11 protein-coding genes are annotated in these 16,102 nt (G+C 48.3%); 6 read left to right on the forward strand and 5 right to left on the reverse strand.

Features of this window, described 5'->3' with window-relative positions; all coding sequences use genetic code 11:
- Positions 1-40: 40 nt before the first annotated feature.
- The 3 genes from AWU77_RS11020 to AWU77_RS11030 all read left to right on the forward strand — a co-directional run bounded on the left by AWU77_RS11020 (position 41) and on the right by AWU77_RS11030 (position 8,004).
- The gene (locus AWU77_RS11020) at positions 41-2,515 is read left to right on the forward strand and encodes an EAL domain-containing protein (protein ID WP_062063581.1); all 2,475 of its coding nucleotides are present in this window, start codon (positions 41-43) and stop codon (positions 2,513-2,515) included.
- A 72-nt stretch (positions 2,516-2,587) separates the two neighbouring features.
- Positions 2,588-7,090, forward strand: a complete 4,503-nt coding sequence (locus AWU77_RS11025) for a CHASE domain-containing protein (protein ID WP_062063288.1) — start codon at positions 2,588-2,590, stop codon at positions 7,088-7,090.
- On the forward strand, positions 7,087-8,004 hold the full coding sequence (locus AWU77_RS11030; RefSeq protein WP_062063291.1) for a diguanylate cyclase: 918 nt from the start codon (positions 7,087-7,089) through the stop codon (positions 8,002-8,004). Before AWU77_RS11025 ends, AWU77_RS11030 begins: the two co-directional genes overlap by 4 nt.
- A gap of 6 nt (positions 8,005-8,010) precedes the next feature.
- On the opposite strand, the gene AWU77_RS11035 is transcribed toward AWU77_RS11030, so the two are convergent.
- Together AWU77_RS11035 and AWU77_RS11040 are read right to left on the reverse strand one after the other, a co-directional pair.
- Complete coding sequence (locus tag AWU77_RS11035) at positions 8,011-8,454, reverse strand: SRPBCC domain-containing protein (RefSeq protein WP_062063293.1); 444 nt, start codon at positions 8,452-8,454, stop codon at positions 8,011-8,013.
- Positions 8,455-8,502: 48 nt separating this feature from the next.
- Entirely contained in the window at positions 8,503-8,826 is a 324-nt protein-coding gene (locus tag AWU77_RS11040; protein ID WP_062063295.1) for a helix-turn-helix transcriptional regulator, read from the reverse strand.
- Positions 8,827-9,013: 187 nt separating this feature from the next.
- Between AWU77_RS11040 and AWU77_RS11045 the strand changes: the two genes are divergently transcribed.
- Positions 9,014-9,457, forward strand: a complete 444-nt coding sequence (locus AWU77_RS11045) for a polyketide cyclase (RefSeq protein ID WP_062063297.1) — start codon at positions 9,014-9,016, stop codon at positions 9,455-9,457.
- A gap of 89 nt (positions 9,458-9,546) precedes the next feature.
- Here the strand turns inward: AWU77_RS11045 and AWU77_RS11050 are convergent, their stop codons facing one another.
- Positions 9,547-10,266 (reverse strand): glycerophosphodiester phosphodiesterase, encoded by a 720-nt coding sequence (locus tag AWU77_RS11050; RefSeq protein WP_062063299.1) that lies wholly within the window; start codon positions 10,264-10,266, stop codon positions 9,547-9,549.
- Positions 10,267-10,393: 127 nt separating this feature from the next.
- Between AWU77_RS11050 and AWU77_RS11055 the strand changes: the two genes are divergently transcribed.
- Entirely contained in the window at positions 10,394-11,023 is a 630-nt protein-coding gene (locus AWU77_RS11055; RefSeq protein WP_062063301.1) for a mechanosensitive ion channel domain-containing protein, read from the forward strand.
- Between the two features lie 301 nt (positions 11,024-11,324).
- Complete coding sequence (locus AWU77_RS11060; protein ID WP_062063303.1) at positions 11,325-12,389, forward strand: hypothetical protein; 1,065 nt, start codon at positions 11,325-11,327, stop codon at positions 12,387-12,389.
- 68 nt (positions 12,390-12,457) lie between these two features.
- On the opposite strand, the gene katG is transcribed toward AWU77_RS11060, so the two are convergent.
- Positions 12,458-14,641 carry a catalase/peroxidase HPI gene (katG, locus tag AWU77_RS11065; RefSeq protein ID WP_062063306.1) on the reverse strand — a complete coding sequence of 728 codons (2,184 nt, stop codon included), beginning with the start codon at positions 14,639-14,641 and terminating at the stop codon, positions 12,458-12,460.
- Positions 14,642-14,826: 185 nt separating this feature from the next.
- Entirely contained in the window at positions 14,827-16,017 is a 1,191-nt protein-coding gene (locus AWU77_RS11070; RefSeq protein ID WP_062063308.1) for an amino acid aminotransferase, read from the reverse strand.
- Positions 16,018-16,102 lie beyond the last annotated feature (85 nt).

Here is a 16,102-nt window from a genome sequence, read left to right on the forward strand (position 1 = left end):
TTAAGGGCATAAAGAAAGTTGCCAAAGGATGCAGCGCACCATGCTTGTTTACTCCGAACTCCCCCCCGCCGTCATTCTGATTGTCGACGACATGCCCGACACTATTCGGGTATTGCGTGAGGCGGTAAAAGACTTAGGGGATGTTTTTTACGCCACCAGTGGCGAGGCGGCACTGGATATGGTGCGCGCGCAGCGCCCGGATGTAATACTGCTAGACATAGAAATGCCGGGTATGAATGGCTATGAGGTCTGCCAGGCAATTAAGGCTGACCCACTGCTGTGTGATATAGCCATTATTTTTGTAACCGCGCACGATCAGGAAATTCACGAGTTGCAAGCACTGCAATATGGCGGTGTCGATTTCATTCACAAACCCCTCAATATGCCTGTGGCAAGAGCCAGGGTACAGGTGCAACTAGCACTACAGCGTAAAACTCGGCAGCTATCCCTAGCGCGACGCGACCTAGCCAATTTGATGCACACGCTGCCCGCGTTTGTCGCTTACTGGAACAACGAACTCACCAATGTGTATTGCAATGATGTTAACGGCGATTGGTTTGATATAACCGCTGCCGAGATGGCTGGCAAATCACTGCAAGATGTTCTAGGCCTGAACAGCGCTGCCGTACTAACCCCCTATCTCACACAGGTATTAAGCGGCGCAGATTCTTCGTTTGAAATGGCGTTCGAAGCCCCACAAAAAACCATCTTTGGCCAAGTATCTTTGGTGCGGCGTATTGAGGTAGATGACGAGGGTTGCGAGCACACCGGCTTTTTAATGCTGATCACTGATATAGGCGATCGCAAGCGCGCCGAGCTAAAACTGCAAGACGAAAAAGAGCGCATGCGCGTTGCCTTGAATACGATTGGCGACGCCGTCATTGCCACCGATCCGGAAGGTAAGGTGACCTTTGTCAACCCGATTGCCGAAGCCTTAACTGGCTACCAGGCCCAAGAAGCCTTGGGTAAACCCATAGAGTCGATTATGCCGCTGCGCGATGGCAGCACTGGTTATGAGCTGCAAAATCCTATCAGGCTCGCACTGCGCGAGCAGCGCACTGTTGGTGTGACCTTCGATTGCGCATTGCTAAACCGCAACAACCAATCCCTGGCTATAGAAGACTCGGCCGCGCCTATTCGCAACCACAAGGGAAAAATCACCGGCGCCATTATTGTATTTCACGATGTCAGTGAAGCCCGCGCCATGCTGGTCAAAATGACCCACCTGGCACAACATGACCCACTCACCAACCTGCCAAACCGTATTTTATTGCGCGACAGAACTGAACAGGCCATCAAAAAAGCCCAGCGTCATCACACCCAAGTCGCCATGTTATTGCTGGATATAGACCACTTCAAAACGATTAATGATTCTTACGGCCATTTGATAGGCGACCACCTACTGCAACAAATTGCCGACCGTTTAGCGGGCGTATTACGCAGTGGCGACACACTCTGCCGCCAGGGTGGCGATGAATTTATTATTTTATTAACCGATTTTGACGATAGCGCTCATATCGCCGATTTTGCCTCCCGCTTACAAACAATTTTTTCCCAGCATTGGCAGGTTGCAGATCAATCGTTTGAATTGTCGGTAAGTATGGGGATCAGTATTTATCCCGACGACAGTCAAGATATGGATTCACTCTATCGCCATGCTGACGCCGCTATGTATACCGCCAAACAGCAAGGCAGAAACCGCTACCAATTTTTCTCCAGCGAAATCGAAGAGCGCTTGCGCACCCAGTTGGCCCTTGAAGCCCATTTGCGCAGCGCCCTTGAGAACAACGTATTCGAAGTATTTTATCAACCAAAAGTCGATGCGCGAACCAACCAAATAATGGGCGCAGAAGCGCTGGTGAGATGGCGCAATAACAATGAACTTATTTTCCCCGACGCATTTATTCCCCTTGCCGAAGAAACCGGTTTAATTATTCCGCTGGGAAAACTCGTTTTGCAAAAAGCCTGTGCTCAAGCAAAACACTGGACCGATCAAGGATTGCAGTTACAAGTTGCCATTAACGTTTCCGCCGTACAATTTAATGCCGATTTTGTTTCCACCGTTGCAGAAGCTTTAATGTTAACGGGTGTTAATGCCCAGCAAATCGAATTGGAAATTACTGAAAGCCTGCTGGTTAACGATGGTAATGCCAGCAACATTATTCGAGAGTTAAAAGAACTCGGGGTGCGCATCGCGCTCGATGATTTTGGTACTGGTTATTCCAGCCTTTCTTATCTCAAACGTTTTCCGCTGGATGTACTCAAAATCGACCAAAGTTTTGTGCGCAACATGCTCGATGACGAGGTGGATATTTCAATCGTTAAAGCAATCGTGCAAATGGCAACTGGGCTCAAACTACGGTTGGTCGCCGAGGGCGTAGAAACCAAAGAGCACGTGCAGGTTTTGTTGAGTTTGGGATGCCACATAATGCAAGGCTATTACTACAGCCGCCCGGTGCCAGTGACAGAGATGACTGCGCTGTTACACGCAGGTCTGCATATCATCGAACACTAATCAAACACTTGAAATAACACACCAGGCAAGTTCATCCGGTTGCCTGAAGCAAAATTTGATAGAGATACAAATATGGATAAACCCCCTGTCTATTCTTTTAATCCTTATCTTTGGGGAGGCATTACTTTTACCTTAGGGCTTCTTTTTAGTCTTTTGATAGTTCAAAACATTCGCACCGAAAATAATGCCGCTATAGCGACACTCGCCACAAAAGAAGCTAACACACTAGCAAATGATATTGCGCAGCGTTTGGAACTGTATCAATACGGTTTGCGCAGCGCTCGCGCCCAGATACTCACCAAGGGTGAGGGCATGGTCACCAGCGACGATTTTCGTAACTATATGGAAAGTAGAGAGATCGATATTGAGTTCCCGGGCGCGCGCGGCATGGGGTTTATTCGCAGAGTACCCCTTGCGCAAGAGGCAGAATTTGTCGCCCATGCCAGGGCAACCGGCCAATCAGATTTTTCTATACGGCAACTAACCCCCCACAACAAGGAGCGTTATGTTATTGAGTACATAGAACCTGTAGCGCGGAACAAACAAGCGGTTGGGTTAGATATAGGCTCTGAAACGGCCCGCCGCGCTGCCGCCGATGCCGCCATGCGCGAGGGCGATGTCCGACTCACTGCGCCCATCACGCTTGTGCAAGCAACCGGTAAAAGCCAGCAATCATTTTTAATCTTAATGCCCATCTATCGCACCTGGGTTACACCCGCCACCGAAAAAGAGCGCATCAAAGCAGCATTTGGCTGGAGTTATGCCCCACTGATTATGGAGGAAATGCTGGCAAAACTGGCCATCAGCCGAGACCACTTTCACATCACACTAACCGATGTCACAGATGCAAATCATGTCATCCCGTTTTATGCGAGCGATGAAAATACAGCTGCCAATTCCAGCAAATTATTTCCACAACAAGTTGTTCTTACTATTTTTGGTCGCCAATGGCAGCTGGATCTACAGGTAACACCGCAATTTATTAAAGAACAGCATTTACCCAAACCCAATACGGTTTTGTTCTGGGGGCTAATTTTTAGCGCACTGATCGGCATGCTGATCGCTGCGCTGTGTATCTATATCATCAACCGCCAACACATGATCAACCAACAAGCCCGCTTGGCAGCCATTGTGCACAACTCATCCGATGCAATTATCGCCACCGATACCGATGACATCGTTTTGAGTTGGAATAAAGGCGCCGAAACTATTTTTGGCTATAGCGAAGAAGCCACACTTGGCGAGAAGCTGCTCGACCTACTCACCCCCACTTACCTACTCGATGAAGGCCGGCAATTGATTCAACGCCTGTTGGATGGCGAAAATATTGTTAACTTTGAAACACAGCGCAAACGGCGCGACGGCGCAATTATTGATGTGTCATTAAATTACAGCCCACTGCGCAATGAGAAAGGGCAAATTATTAGCTTTTCTAAAATAGTTCGCGACATTAGCGAACAAAAAGCCGCGCGCTCCAAAATTCTGGAACTGAATTACAACCTTGAACGACAAGTTAACCAGCGCACGCAAGAGCTTAATGAACTCAATCAAATGCTGAATAATGTGCTGGCTGCAGCCACTGAAGTGGCCATTATCGTGACGGATCTGGAAGGCACCATTACAGTATTTAACTCGGGCGCCGAGCGCATGCTGGGTTATAAGGCCGATGAAATGGTAGGGGAAAATACACCAGCTATTTTGCATAAATTAGATGAAGTTATCGCACGCAGTGAAGAGCTGAGCAAAGAGTATGGAGTGCCAATTCAGGGCTTTCGCGTATTTGTACACAAACCTGAACTGGAAGGTGCAGAAACGCGGCAGTGGACTTATATCCACAAAGACGGCCATGAACTGCAGGTCTCGCTAGCCGTAAGCGCCATGTATACCCCCGATGGTGAGCTGCAGGGCTATTTAGGTGTAGCACTGGATATCACTCAAACTGAAATCAACAAACGGGAATTAATTGGCGCAAAAGATCAACTCAGTATTGCCGCTGACATTGCAGAATTGGGCGTGTGGAGTTTTGACACAATAAATGACACGCTCGACTGGAATGACCGTATGTTTGCCATTTACGACCAGCCCCTATCACTGCGCAAAACCGGCTTGTTTTACCAGCACTGGGTTGAGCGCTTACATCCGGAAGATGCACAAGAAGCTGAGCAAATGTTGCAAGAAACCCTGGCGGGCACACGCTCCTTTAAAGGTGTATTCCGGCTCTTACTGCCATCAAAAGAAGTGCGTTTTATTCAAGCGGCCGCCGAGTGTGAAAAAGACAGCAACGGCAATGTCACCCGCATAATTGGCATTAATCGTGACATCACCATTCAACAAAGAATAGAAAACCATTTACGCGAAGCCAAACATAAAGCCGATGAAGCCAGCGCAGCAAAGTCCAGCTTTCTCGCCAATATGAGCCATGAAATACGCACACCCATGAATGCAGTATTGGGCATGCTGCAATTAGTGCAAAAAACCCAACTCAATTCGCGCCAGCAAGATTACATAGTCAAAGCTGAATCCTCTGCAAAATCACTGCTCGGTTTGCTCAACGATATTCTCGATTTTTCCAAGATGGAATCGGGCAAACTATCCTTTGACCCACACCCGTTTGAATTCGAAGAACTCATGTCCGACCTGAGTGTGTTACTGGCAGCGAACCATGGCGATAAAGATGTTGAAGTACTTTTTCAATTAGATCCCAACGTGCCGCGCCAATTGATCACCGACCGCCTCCGCCTGCAGCAAATTCTCACCAACCTCGCCAGTAACGCGCTGAAATTTACTACCCAGGGCCATGTGATAGTGTCAGTCGTCTGCCTGGGGCAAACACAGGAGCAGGCGCACTTGCGCTTTGCCGTCACCGATACCGGTATAGGTATTAGTGAAGAACAACAGTCGCGTATTTTTAATGGTTTTGAACAGGCAGAATCCTCCACTACACGGCGCTTTGGCGGCACCGGGCTCGGGCTGGTGATCAGTAAACGATTAGTGAATTTAATGGGCGGCGAATTACAGCTCAGCAGCGAGTTAGGCGCTGGCAGCCGCTTTTGGTTTGATATTGATCTAGCAATTGCCGACCCAACACCCTACGCACAATTAACACAAAAATCCTTAACGAATATTCGAGTATTAGTAGTAGATGACAACCCATTGGTTGCCGATATATTACAACAGACATTATCTGCACTCGGCTTCAACACCAGCCACACCAACAGCGGCTTGGCCGCTATAGAAGCGGTTAAAAATGCTCAGGCCGCAGGTGCCCCTTTTGATGTGGTATTGATGGACTGGCGCATGCCGGATATTGATGGCCTCAGTGCCGCACAATCCATTAGTAACAATCATCAATTAGAAAAGCCACCGGTGATTATTATGGTCACCGCTTACGAACGCGAAGTATTAGCCAATCAAAATGCCGCTTCGACGCCTTACAGTGAACTGCTCACTAAACCAGTGACGCCGCACCAACTGGCAAAATCGATTTGGCAAAATGTCACCGGAAAAATGCTCGCCTTACCCAGCAGCGACATCAGTGAAGAGCAAACAACGCCGCTGCAAGGGCTGCACCTTCTGGTAGTAGAAGACAACGCGTTAAATCGCCAAATCGCACAAGAGCTATTAGAAGCGGCAGGAGCCACTGTGGAGTTGGCCGATGGCGGCCTCGCAGGCGTAAGCAAAGTCCTTAGCGGTGAGCCGGGTTACGACTTAGTGATTATGGATATTCAAATGCCCGATATAGATGGCTTTGAAGCAACGCGCCGGATTCGCGCCCATGAACACTTTACTGACTTACCTATTTTAGCCATGACAGCTAACGCCTCTGCCGCCGACAAAAATGCCTGCCTTGCAGCGGGCATGAATGGCCATTTGGGTAAACCTATCGATATGGATGAACTGGTCAGTCAAATACTGCTTTTGTTAAAACGCGAGGTCGCAAAACCCCATATACCCTCTGCCAATAGTGACCCGCAAACGCCTATTGATAATGCACACATGATTCTCAAACGGTTTGGCAATAAGCGGGACTTATTTGCCCGCATGCTAAATAATTTTCGCCCGGAAATAATACGCTTGCTCGACAGCCTGACCCTGCACTGTGACAACCACGACCTAACCGGCGCCACCGCTGCACTGCACTCCCTCAAAGGAGTCGCCTCAACCATGGGCGCAAAATTATTAGCACAAACCGCCGCTACTCTAGAGGCACAATGCAAACAAGCTCAGGAACCACAATTAGCTGACATTGTTACCCAAACAACGCGTGAAAAACTGCTGCAAATATTTGAATTTAGCGAACCCCTATTGCAGCGTATCGCACAGGACAGCACTGAGGTGGAATCCACTCAAATAGCATCCAGCACATTAACTGACGCACAAATAAAGCAGCAGCTACTCGATATACTGCCGCTGCTAGAGGCAGACAATATGGGCGCTATAGATTGCATCGAAACGCTCTGCGAACAAGCGCCAAAGCAACCACAACTAGTAGAAATTTCAGAACTGATCAATGCCCTGGACTACGCACAAGCCATTCGCCTAATCCAACAATTTTTACAAGAGAGCCACGAGTGAACACCACCGACAAACCTCGTTCATTACCCAAGCTGCTGATTGTGGATGACCAACCAATTAACATTCGAGTCGCCCATGAATTGTTTCGCCACGACTGCGAGGTATACATGGCCACCAATGGCGAACAGGCTCTGGCAAAAGCCCGCGCACTATTGCCCGATTTGATTTTGCTCGATGTTGTCATGCCCGGCATGAGTGGCCATGAAGTCTGCCAACGGATTAAAGCCGACCCGTTACTCGCAGATATTGCGATCATTTTTGTGACTGCACATTACGATGAGGCCGATGAGGTACGCGGATTTGAATTGGGTGCAGTGGATTTTATTCACAAACCCATCAACCCCACCATTACCCGTGTGCGAGTGCACAACCAATTATTACTCAAACAACAACGGGATCAGCTGCGCTCCATCGCGTTAATGGATGGCCTGACCGGCATTGCCAATCGCCGTAAATTTGAAACGGCATTAAACCGCAACTGGTTGCAGTGCGCACGCGATCGCAAACCGCTATCCATGTTCATGATTGATGTGGATTATTTTAAAAAATACAACGACCACTATGGCCATCAGGAAGGCGATAATTGTTTAAAACAAATTGCCCAAACCATTGATACAACGCTGGTACGCCCCAGCGATTTAGGTGCGCGTTTTGGCGGCGAAGAATTCGCCTGCCTGTTACCCGGCACCGATCGCCAGGGCGCGCTTTATGTAGCTGCAAAAATTGAACAGGCCATCCGCGCATTAGCCATACCACACCAAGCATCTGATGTTGCCAATCAGGTGACAGTAAGTATAGGCTGCAGCACCCTCTCCCCCACTCCCCAGAGCGACGCTCAGCAACTTATCGCCCAAGCAGATGAACACCTCTACAACGCCAAAAATAATGGCCGCAATCAAATTAGTGCGGATTAAGTGTTGCTAGTTATCCGTACCAATTACCAGCTGCTTCATAAGCAACTCCAGATGATCCAAACAACCTCCCCAACCCCACTCGTGTTTACTGCGCACTTCTGCATCAGTGAAGTGTGAATGCGTCAAGGTAAGTTCCGTGCGGTTAGGTGATAACTCGCGAAATTTCAACTCCACCAAACTATCGCGAATCAGAGGCGAGTTCCAGGTAAAGGCGATGTGATGGTAGCGGTCAATTGCACGATAGTCGCCGTAGTGGCGAAAGCTGCCCGACTCCATATGCATAATCACTTCAAAACTACCACCAACCGTAAAACTATTACTCACACTACAAGGTGTTTCTGTTTGCTGTAGTGTGAAAAACCATTTCATCATCAATGATGGTTTTGACCATGCATCAAATAATTGCCGTTTAGTGCAGGGAAGTACACGTTTGATAATAATCGGATCCATTTTGCAGCGCCTTTTATTAAACCTTCAGAAAGCCAATATTATTTATATTTAAGAATTCATTTTAAGATGTGCTTCAAGCTCATCCAACCTGCCCTCCCAAAATTTGTCATGCATTGCAATATAATTGGCGACCTCGTGCCAAGCATCAATATTCAAATGACAGTAAACCTCACGTCCATTGCGCGTTTTATACAACAAATTCGCGACTTCCAATGCGGCTATATGTTTTGATGTGGCACTCAATTTCATCCCGCCAAGTTCAACCAGCTGACTCACCGATTTAGGGCCAACCGCAAGCTCCGCCAGCAATAAACGACGGCGCCGATCCGCAAGTGCGAAAAAAATGGCATCAAGTCGATCTTCAATTTCCATAGTTGGCAATTTCCATAATTGGAAAGTATCGCTAAAAAAACATCTGAAATTAATTAAAAAATATTTATAAATTAACAGGTTAGCTAATTTAAATAATTTTTCGCCCGGTATTTTACTTGCGTATTAACTGCTTAGAATACGATAACAGATGTCCATACCGGCACATCATATTAAGAGGGAAATAATTATGCCTAACATCTGTTTAACTTTCGGCACCAAAACACCAGCACCTAAAATTCTGGATGCACTGACCAGTTTAAAGGGACTCGCCGCTTGGTGGACCCATGAAACCGCAGGCGATCCAAGTTTGGGTGGAACGGTGGAATTTACCTTTGGTGGCAATGGTGGTTTTGATATGCGCGTGATTAAAAGCAATGCACAACAAGTCCACTGGGAGTGCACCAAAGGGCCAGACGATTGGTTAGGTACACATATCGAATTCGATATACACAATAAAGAAACGCACAACCAAGTTATGTTTCGCCATGCAGGATGGAGCAGTGAAAATCCATTTTTTCACCACTGCTCTACCAAATGGGTAACATTTTTATTAAGCCTGCGCGATTATATCGAGACAGGAACAGGCCAACCCTATCCTAACGATATCAAAATTGAAGCGGAGGGAATGTAACCAATGCCAGCGTGAACTCTGTGCGAGAAAAACTTCACAGGGTTCACGCGTATTCAACGCAGCTATACACAACGTTTATCTTGCTGCAGTTAAATGAACTGCGCATTAAACACCAGTAGCGCATCCGGTTTATCGGTAAACACCGCATCGACGCCGAGCGCCATCAGCGCGCGCCAATCATCTTCGTGATTGACTGTGTAGACCCAATTTTTTAAGCCGCGCTGTTGTGCATCCTGAATTAATTCCGGGGTAAGAAAACTTAAATGTGTGTTAAAGGAATAGGCCTTAAGTGGCTCGCAGCAGGCGGCGTAATCGAGTGGAATACCTTCAATTAATACCGCGCGTTTTACCTGCGGCAATAATTGCAGCGCCTGAAATAATTGCTGGTGATCAAAACTGGAAATAATGTATTGCTCGTAATTGCCTTGGTGCGAACTGACATACTCATCCAATACTCGCTGCAACACAGGCACTGAATTGGCGCCTTTGATTTCGATATTCAACATCGCTTTATCGCCCACCAATTCCAACACTTGTTGCAGAGTCGGGATAGGTTCACCATTTGCCAAGCGCTGTTCACGCAAAAAGGCCAGTGGCTGCTCGGTGATAATACCCTCGCCGGATACCACACGCCCCAAGCGGCGGTCGTGCGTGACCAGCAGCTCACCTTCAACTTGAAATATATCGATCTCAACCGCATAAACCCCCAGCTCCAACGCGCGGGCGATGGCTGCCAAACTGTTCTCCGGCAGAGACGATTGGTTAAATTGCGGGCCGCCGCGATGGGCAATACAGAGTAAAGGTTTCATAAAGCACTCGTTCAGACTTTCTATCGTTATAATGCGGCGCTATTATCGGCGCGACATACACCAGCGCTATATTTTGCGCTGTCGCAGTATGGCAGTCACCCCTTGAATCATCAACGCAGGTACCCGTGTGGATAGTTTTCCCCGTCTTGAAGAAATCATTTCCCATTCCGTTTTTTCAAAGTTTTTAATTGTGTTCAGTTGTGTGGTGGTGTTTTATTTTGCCGCCAAACTGCTCAATAAAATCATTCACGATGTAAGTGTACGCCGCGCTCTGGGCGATTTGCGTGTGCTCTACATAACCCGCCTGATGAATATCGGCATGGTGTTTTGCTGCATAGTAGTGATGTGCCTGATTTTGGGGCTGGGTTACAGTGAAATATCGGTATTCCTATCATCAATTTTTGCGGTTGTCGGCATCGCCTTGTTTGCCCAATGGTCGATTTTAAGTAACGTCACCGCCAGCATGATTATCTTTTTCGGCTTTCCCTATCAGGTTAACGACCGCATTAAAATCCTCGATAAAGATGACGACATGAGTGGCACCATTGTTGAAATCACTATGTTTCATGTGATTCTACGGCGTGAAGATGGCAACCTCATCACCTACCCCAACACACTGATTCTGCAAAAAGCTGTGCTGAAAATTGATCACCCCTTGGCTGAACCTATCGCCGAAAATGCCCAATCGCCTGAGCAATTGGCCATCAATCAGATGTGTATGAGCGACGCACCAGAAAAACGCTACCAACAACAATAGCCCACCCTATACCGCATAACAGTCAAATGATTGAATCATTGTTTGACTGTTATGCATCAGTGAACAGCGGATAATCATCCTAAAAAATATGCACCCCTGACACTTTTGATGCATTGTTTGTTAGCGCAATCAAATACCATTTACGACATCACCAACAAAGACTATATTCGCGCCACAAGCCTTATCTATAAAGACAATAATGATTCATAAAAGTGAGGTTGCGCTTTCACACGGCATCTCAAACTTGGCATCAAAAACCCAAACGAGCCCAAAATAACAACAACGGAGAATTTAAATAATCATGCAATTCCTGACCAAAACCTGTGCACTCCCCCTGCTTGCCCTTAGTTTGGCCGCCTGTGGCGGCGGTGGAGGCGGCGGCAGCAAATCCTCCCCATCCCCAGTGCCCAGTTCCACCGCAGCTAGTTCAGTAGCGCCAAGCTCTACTCCGGCTAGCTCTGTAGCCCCTAGCTCAAGCAGCATTGCAAGCAGTACACCTGCAAGCAGCAGCTCATCCAGCGCTATGGAAGGTAGTGAAACCACCCAAACTGCGACCAGTGTCAATGGCTACTCCATCGCAAAAATTGACAATTGCGGCGTGGGCATTAGCGCTGCCGCAAAAACCTTTGCTGTCTTTGCCGATTACGATGGCGGCGTGCAAAACCAAAACCTGTCTAGCCTGAGCTTCAGTGGTTGGAACCATGCCACTAATGGCAGTAGCACTGAGTGGACCATGCTAAAAAACTCTGGCACCACCTACAATTTCAACACTAATGCCAAAGTAAATGACTCTTGTAACGGTGTAGATAGCATCAATATGGTTTTGCTGAAAAAAATCGCCGACTGGGATCATCAGCACTCGAACGGTTTTGAGCGCAATATTCTTGCCCACGGTTACAAGTTCGGTGACATTGAAAACCTGGTGTTTGATATAAAAATCAACAGTGCAAAAACCAGTATTCCCAGTCTGGATACGTTAAAAACCACTTATGCAAGCTATGTAAGTGCTGCAACTGTTGATGCTCTGGAGGATGGCAAAGTCAACATCGGCATTACGCTGGCCGATGGCACCAACCTTAACGGAGCGATTATTTTCCAATTAGACCAAACAGCCCTCAGTGACCAATGGGTACGTGTAACCATTCCGATGAGCAAACTATCTTACTATCAGGAAGTGAATTACGTCCGCACCAATAAAACTCAGGCAGATTTAAGTAGCGTGGTAATCCGACGCATGCTAGTTGTAGCTGAGACAAAATCTGGCGCAGTATTACGCGGTAACATCACACCATGGAACACCAGCGTGCCAGAAACATTTAAGGAAGCTGACTTAAGCTTTAAGAAAATTGAATTGCAATTGAAGTGATTTTTTCACAATAAAAAAGGGGGCGATGATCGTACAGTTCATCGCCCCTTTTTTGTTTTACACCGTGACTATTTCAAATCAAACCGATCTGCATTCATCACTTTTACCCAGGCTTTTACAAAGTCTTTTACAAACTTCTCGCGGTTGTCGTCTTGTGCGTAGACTTCGGCGTAGGAGCGCAAAATCGAGTTGGAACCAAATACCAAATCCACTCGCGTTGCCGTCCATTTCACATTGCCGGTATTGCGCTCAACAATGTTGTAGCTGTTTTTACCGGTTGGCTTCCACTGGTAGCTCATGTCGGTCAGGTTGACGAAAAAGTCATTGCTGAGCACACCGACTTTATCGGTAAACACACCGTGTTTGCTGCCGCCGTGGTTGGTGCCCAATACACGCAGCCCACCAATTAACACCGTCATTTCCGGTGCGGTTAAACCCATCAGTTGCGCGCGGTCGAGCAACATTTCTTCCGGTTGTACGGTGTAATCTTTTTTCACCCAGTTGCGGAAGCCGTCGTGAATTGGCTCCAGCGGTGCAAACGATTCTGCATCGGTTTGTGCCTCAGTTGCATCGCCGCGACCCGGTGCAAACGGTACGGTGATATCAACACCCGCATCTTTTGCGGCTTTTTCTACCGCAGCGGTTCCGCCCAATACAATCAAATCCGCCATGCTGACTTTTTTGTCCAGACTGGATTGAATTGTCGCCAGCGCATTCAACACGTTTTGCAACCGCGCAGGCTCATTGCCTTCCCACTCTTTTTGCGGTGCTAAACGGATACGCGCACCGTTGGCACCGCCGCGGAAATCGGAACCGCGAAACGTTCTCGCGCTGTCCCATGCGGTAGCCACCAAATCCGCCACACTGACGCCGCTGGCGAGAATTTTTGTTTTCAACTCGGCAATTTCGGTATCGCTCAGCGTGTAATCCACTGCGGGCACAGGGTCTTGCCAAATCAAATCTTCTGCCGGTACATCGCTGCCCAGGTAACGCGCTTTTGGCCCTAAATCGCGGTGCGTTAATTTGAACCAGGCGCGCGCAAACACTTCCGAAAAGTAGGCTTGATCTTTAGCAAAACGCTCGGAAATTTTGCGATATTCCGGATCAACTTTCATCGCCATATCGGCATCGGTCATCAGTGGCATGCAGCGGATGGATGGGTCTTCTACATCGACAGGTTTGTCTTCCTCTTTAATATCCACCGGTTGCCACTGCCATGCGCCCGCCGGGCTTTTGGTCAGCTCCCACTCGTGGTTTAACAACATTTGAAAGTAACCGTTATCCCACTGGGTTGGATTGGTTGTCCAGGCGCCTTCAATTCCGCTGGTGACTGTATCGCGACCAATGCCACGGGTTTTGTGGTTATTCCAACCCAAGCCCTGCTCATCCACATCGGCTGCTTCCGGCTCTGGCCCCAGGTTCGCGGCGTTGCCATTCCCGTGCGCTTTACCCACTGTGTGACCACCGGCAGTGAGGGCGACTGTTTCTTCATCGTTCATCGCCATACGCGCAAAGGTGATGCGAATATCGTCGGCGGTTTTTTGTGGATCGGGGTTGCCGTCTACCCCCTCAGGGTTTACATAAATCAAACCCATCATCACGGCTGCTAACGGATTTTCTAAATCGCGCTCACCCGAATAGCGGCTACCTTCACCACCACTCTTCGCTAACCACTCTTTCTCTGAACCCCAGTAGGTATCTTTTTCAGGATGCCAAATATCCTCGCGGCCACCGGCAAAACCAAAGGTTTTTAACCCCATGGATTCATAAGCCATATTGCCCGCAAGGATCATTAAATCCGCCCAGGAAAGTTTGTTGCCGTATTTCTTTTTGATCGGCCACAACAAACGGCGGGCTTTATCCAAGTTGCCGTTGTCCGGCCAGCTATTCAGCGGCGCAAAACGTTGATTGCCCGTGCCTGCGCCGCCGCGACCGTCAGCAATACGGTAGCTACCGGCAGAGTGCCACGCCATTCGGATAAACAGGCCGCCATAGTGACCCCAGTCGGCTGGCCACCAGCTCTGGCTGTTGGTCATCAGCGCCTTGAGATCGTCTTTAACGGCTTGCAGATCGAGGGATTTAAACGCCTCGGCGTAGTTAAAATCATCGCCCAGCGGATTGGTCTTGCGGTCGTGCTGATGAAGAATGTCGAGATTCAATGCATTCGGCCACCAAGCCGTGTTGGACTTGCTCGATGCAGTATTACCGCCATGCATAACCGGGCATTTACCGGCAGATGAGTTGTGTTCCATGGTTGTCTCCTGTTGTGCTGATATAAGTTGAATGCTTATCGTGCGAACAAAACAACCTTAGCTCAAAAGTATGACATTAACTAAATTTACAATAAGTAACTACTCAATAGTAATTATCTATAAACAAAAAGGCCTAGAAGCAATCCTCTAGGCCTTTTACATTTTTCCGAGATTCTGTTGTTGGTTTACAACACCGACACTATCGCCTTTGCCACATAATCCATTTTTTCCATACTCAAACCCGCAACGCTGATGCGGCTGGTATCGGTCATGTAAATGCTGTATTCGCTTTTGAGTTTATGCACTTGCTCAACACTCAAACCCAAAAATGAAAACATGCCGCGCTCATTGGCGATAAAGTGAAAGTCGTGGGTCTTTTGCAAGCTATTCAGGCTTTGTACTAACTCCATACGCAAATCGGCGATGCGTTCGCGCATCAGCGTTAACTCGTCGCTCCAGACTTTGGTTAATTCATCGCTGTGCAAAATAATATCGATCAGCGCTGAACCGTGGGCGGGCGGCATGGAATAGAGACCACGGGTGACGCTGAGCAATTGGCTATTGCCTGCATTCGCTTGTTGTTCGTCGGCAAACACCATACTCAAGCTACCGGCGCGCTCGCGATACAAACCAAAATTTTTGGAGAAGGAGGTAGCAACAATCACTTCCGGCAACCGCGCCGCCATCAAACGCAGGCCGTAAGTATCCTCTTCCAGCCCTTCACCAAAACCTTGGTAAGCCATATCGATAAACGGGATGATGCCGCGCGCTTGCAACACATCAGCGACTTGATCCCATTGGACACGCGATAAATCCGCGCCGCTCGGGTTGTGACAGCAGGCGTGTAACAACACCAAATCGCCGCGCGGGATTTCATTCAGGGTCGCCAGCATGGCCGCAAAATTAATGCTGTGGGTCGCGTAATCGTAATAAGGGTATTCGCGCAATTTCAGGCCAGCACTGCCCAACAGGGGAACATGGTTTGCCCAAGTGGGCACGCTCACCCACAAGCTCGCACCTGGTTTGGCGCGCTGAATCAACTCTGCCGCCACTCGCAAAGCACCGCAGCCGCCGGGAGTCTGAATAGTGCGCACACGGTTGGCCGCCACTGCAGGGTGATCCGCACCGTAGACCAATTTCGTAACCGCTTCATTGGCACCGGGGTAACCTGCGGGCGGCGTGTAGGCCTTGCTAGTCTCGCGGCTGATACGCAACTTTTCCGCCTCAGCCACCGCCTTCATAATTGGCGTTACACCTGCATCATTTTTGTACACTCCCACCCCCAGATCCACCTTGTTTGGGTTGATGTCATTGGCGTAGGCGATGCTTAAACCCAAAATTGGATCGGCAGGTAACAGAGACAGGGATTCAAACATGACAGACTCCAGACAGATACAAAAACAGATTGATAGGCAAGAACAGATAGGTTGGCAAAAAACAGGGCGCGATTATACGCCAAAT

The organism is Cellvibrio sp. OA-2007 (assembly GCF_000953825.1).
Lineage (GTDB): Bacteria > Pseudomonadota > Gammaproteobacteria > Pseudomonadales > Cellvibrionaceae > Cellvibrio.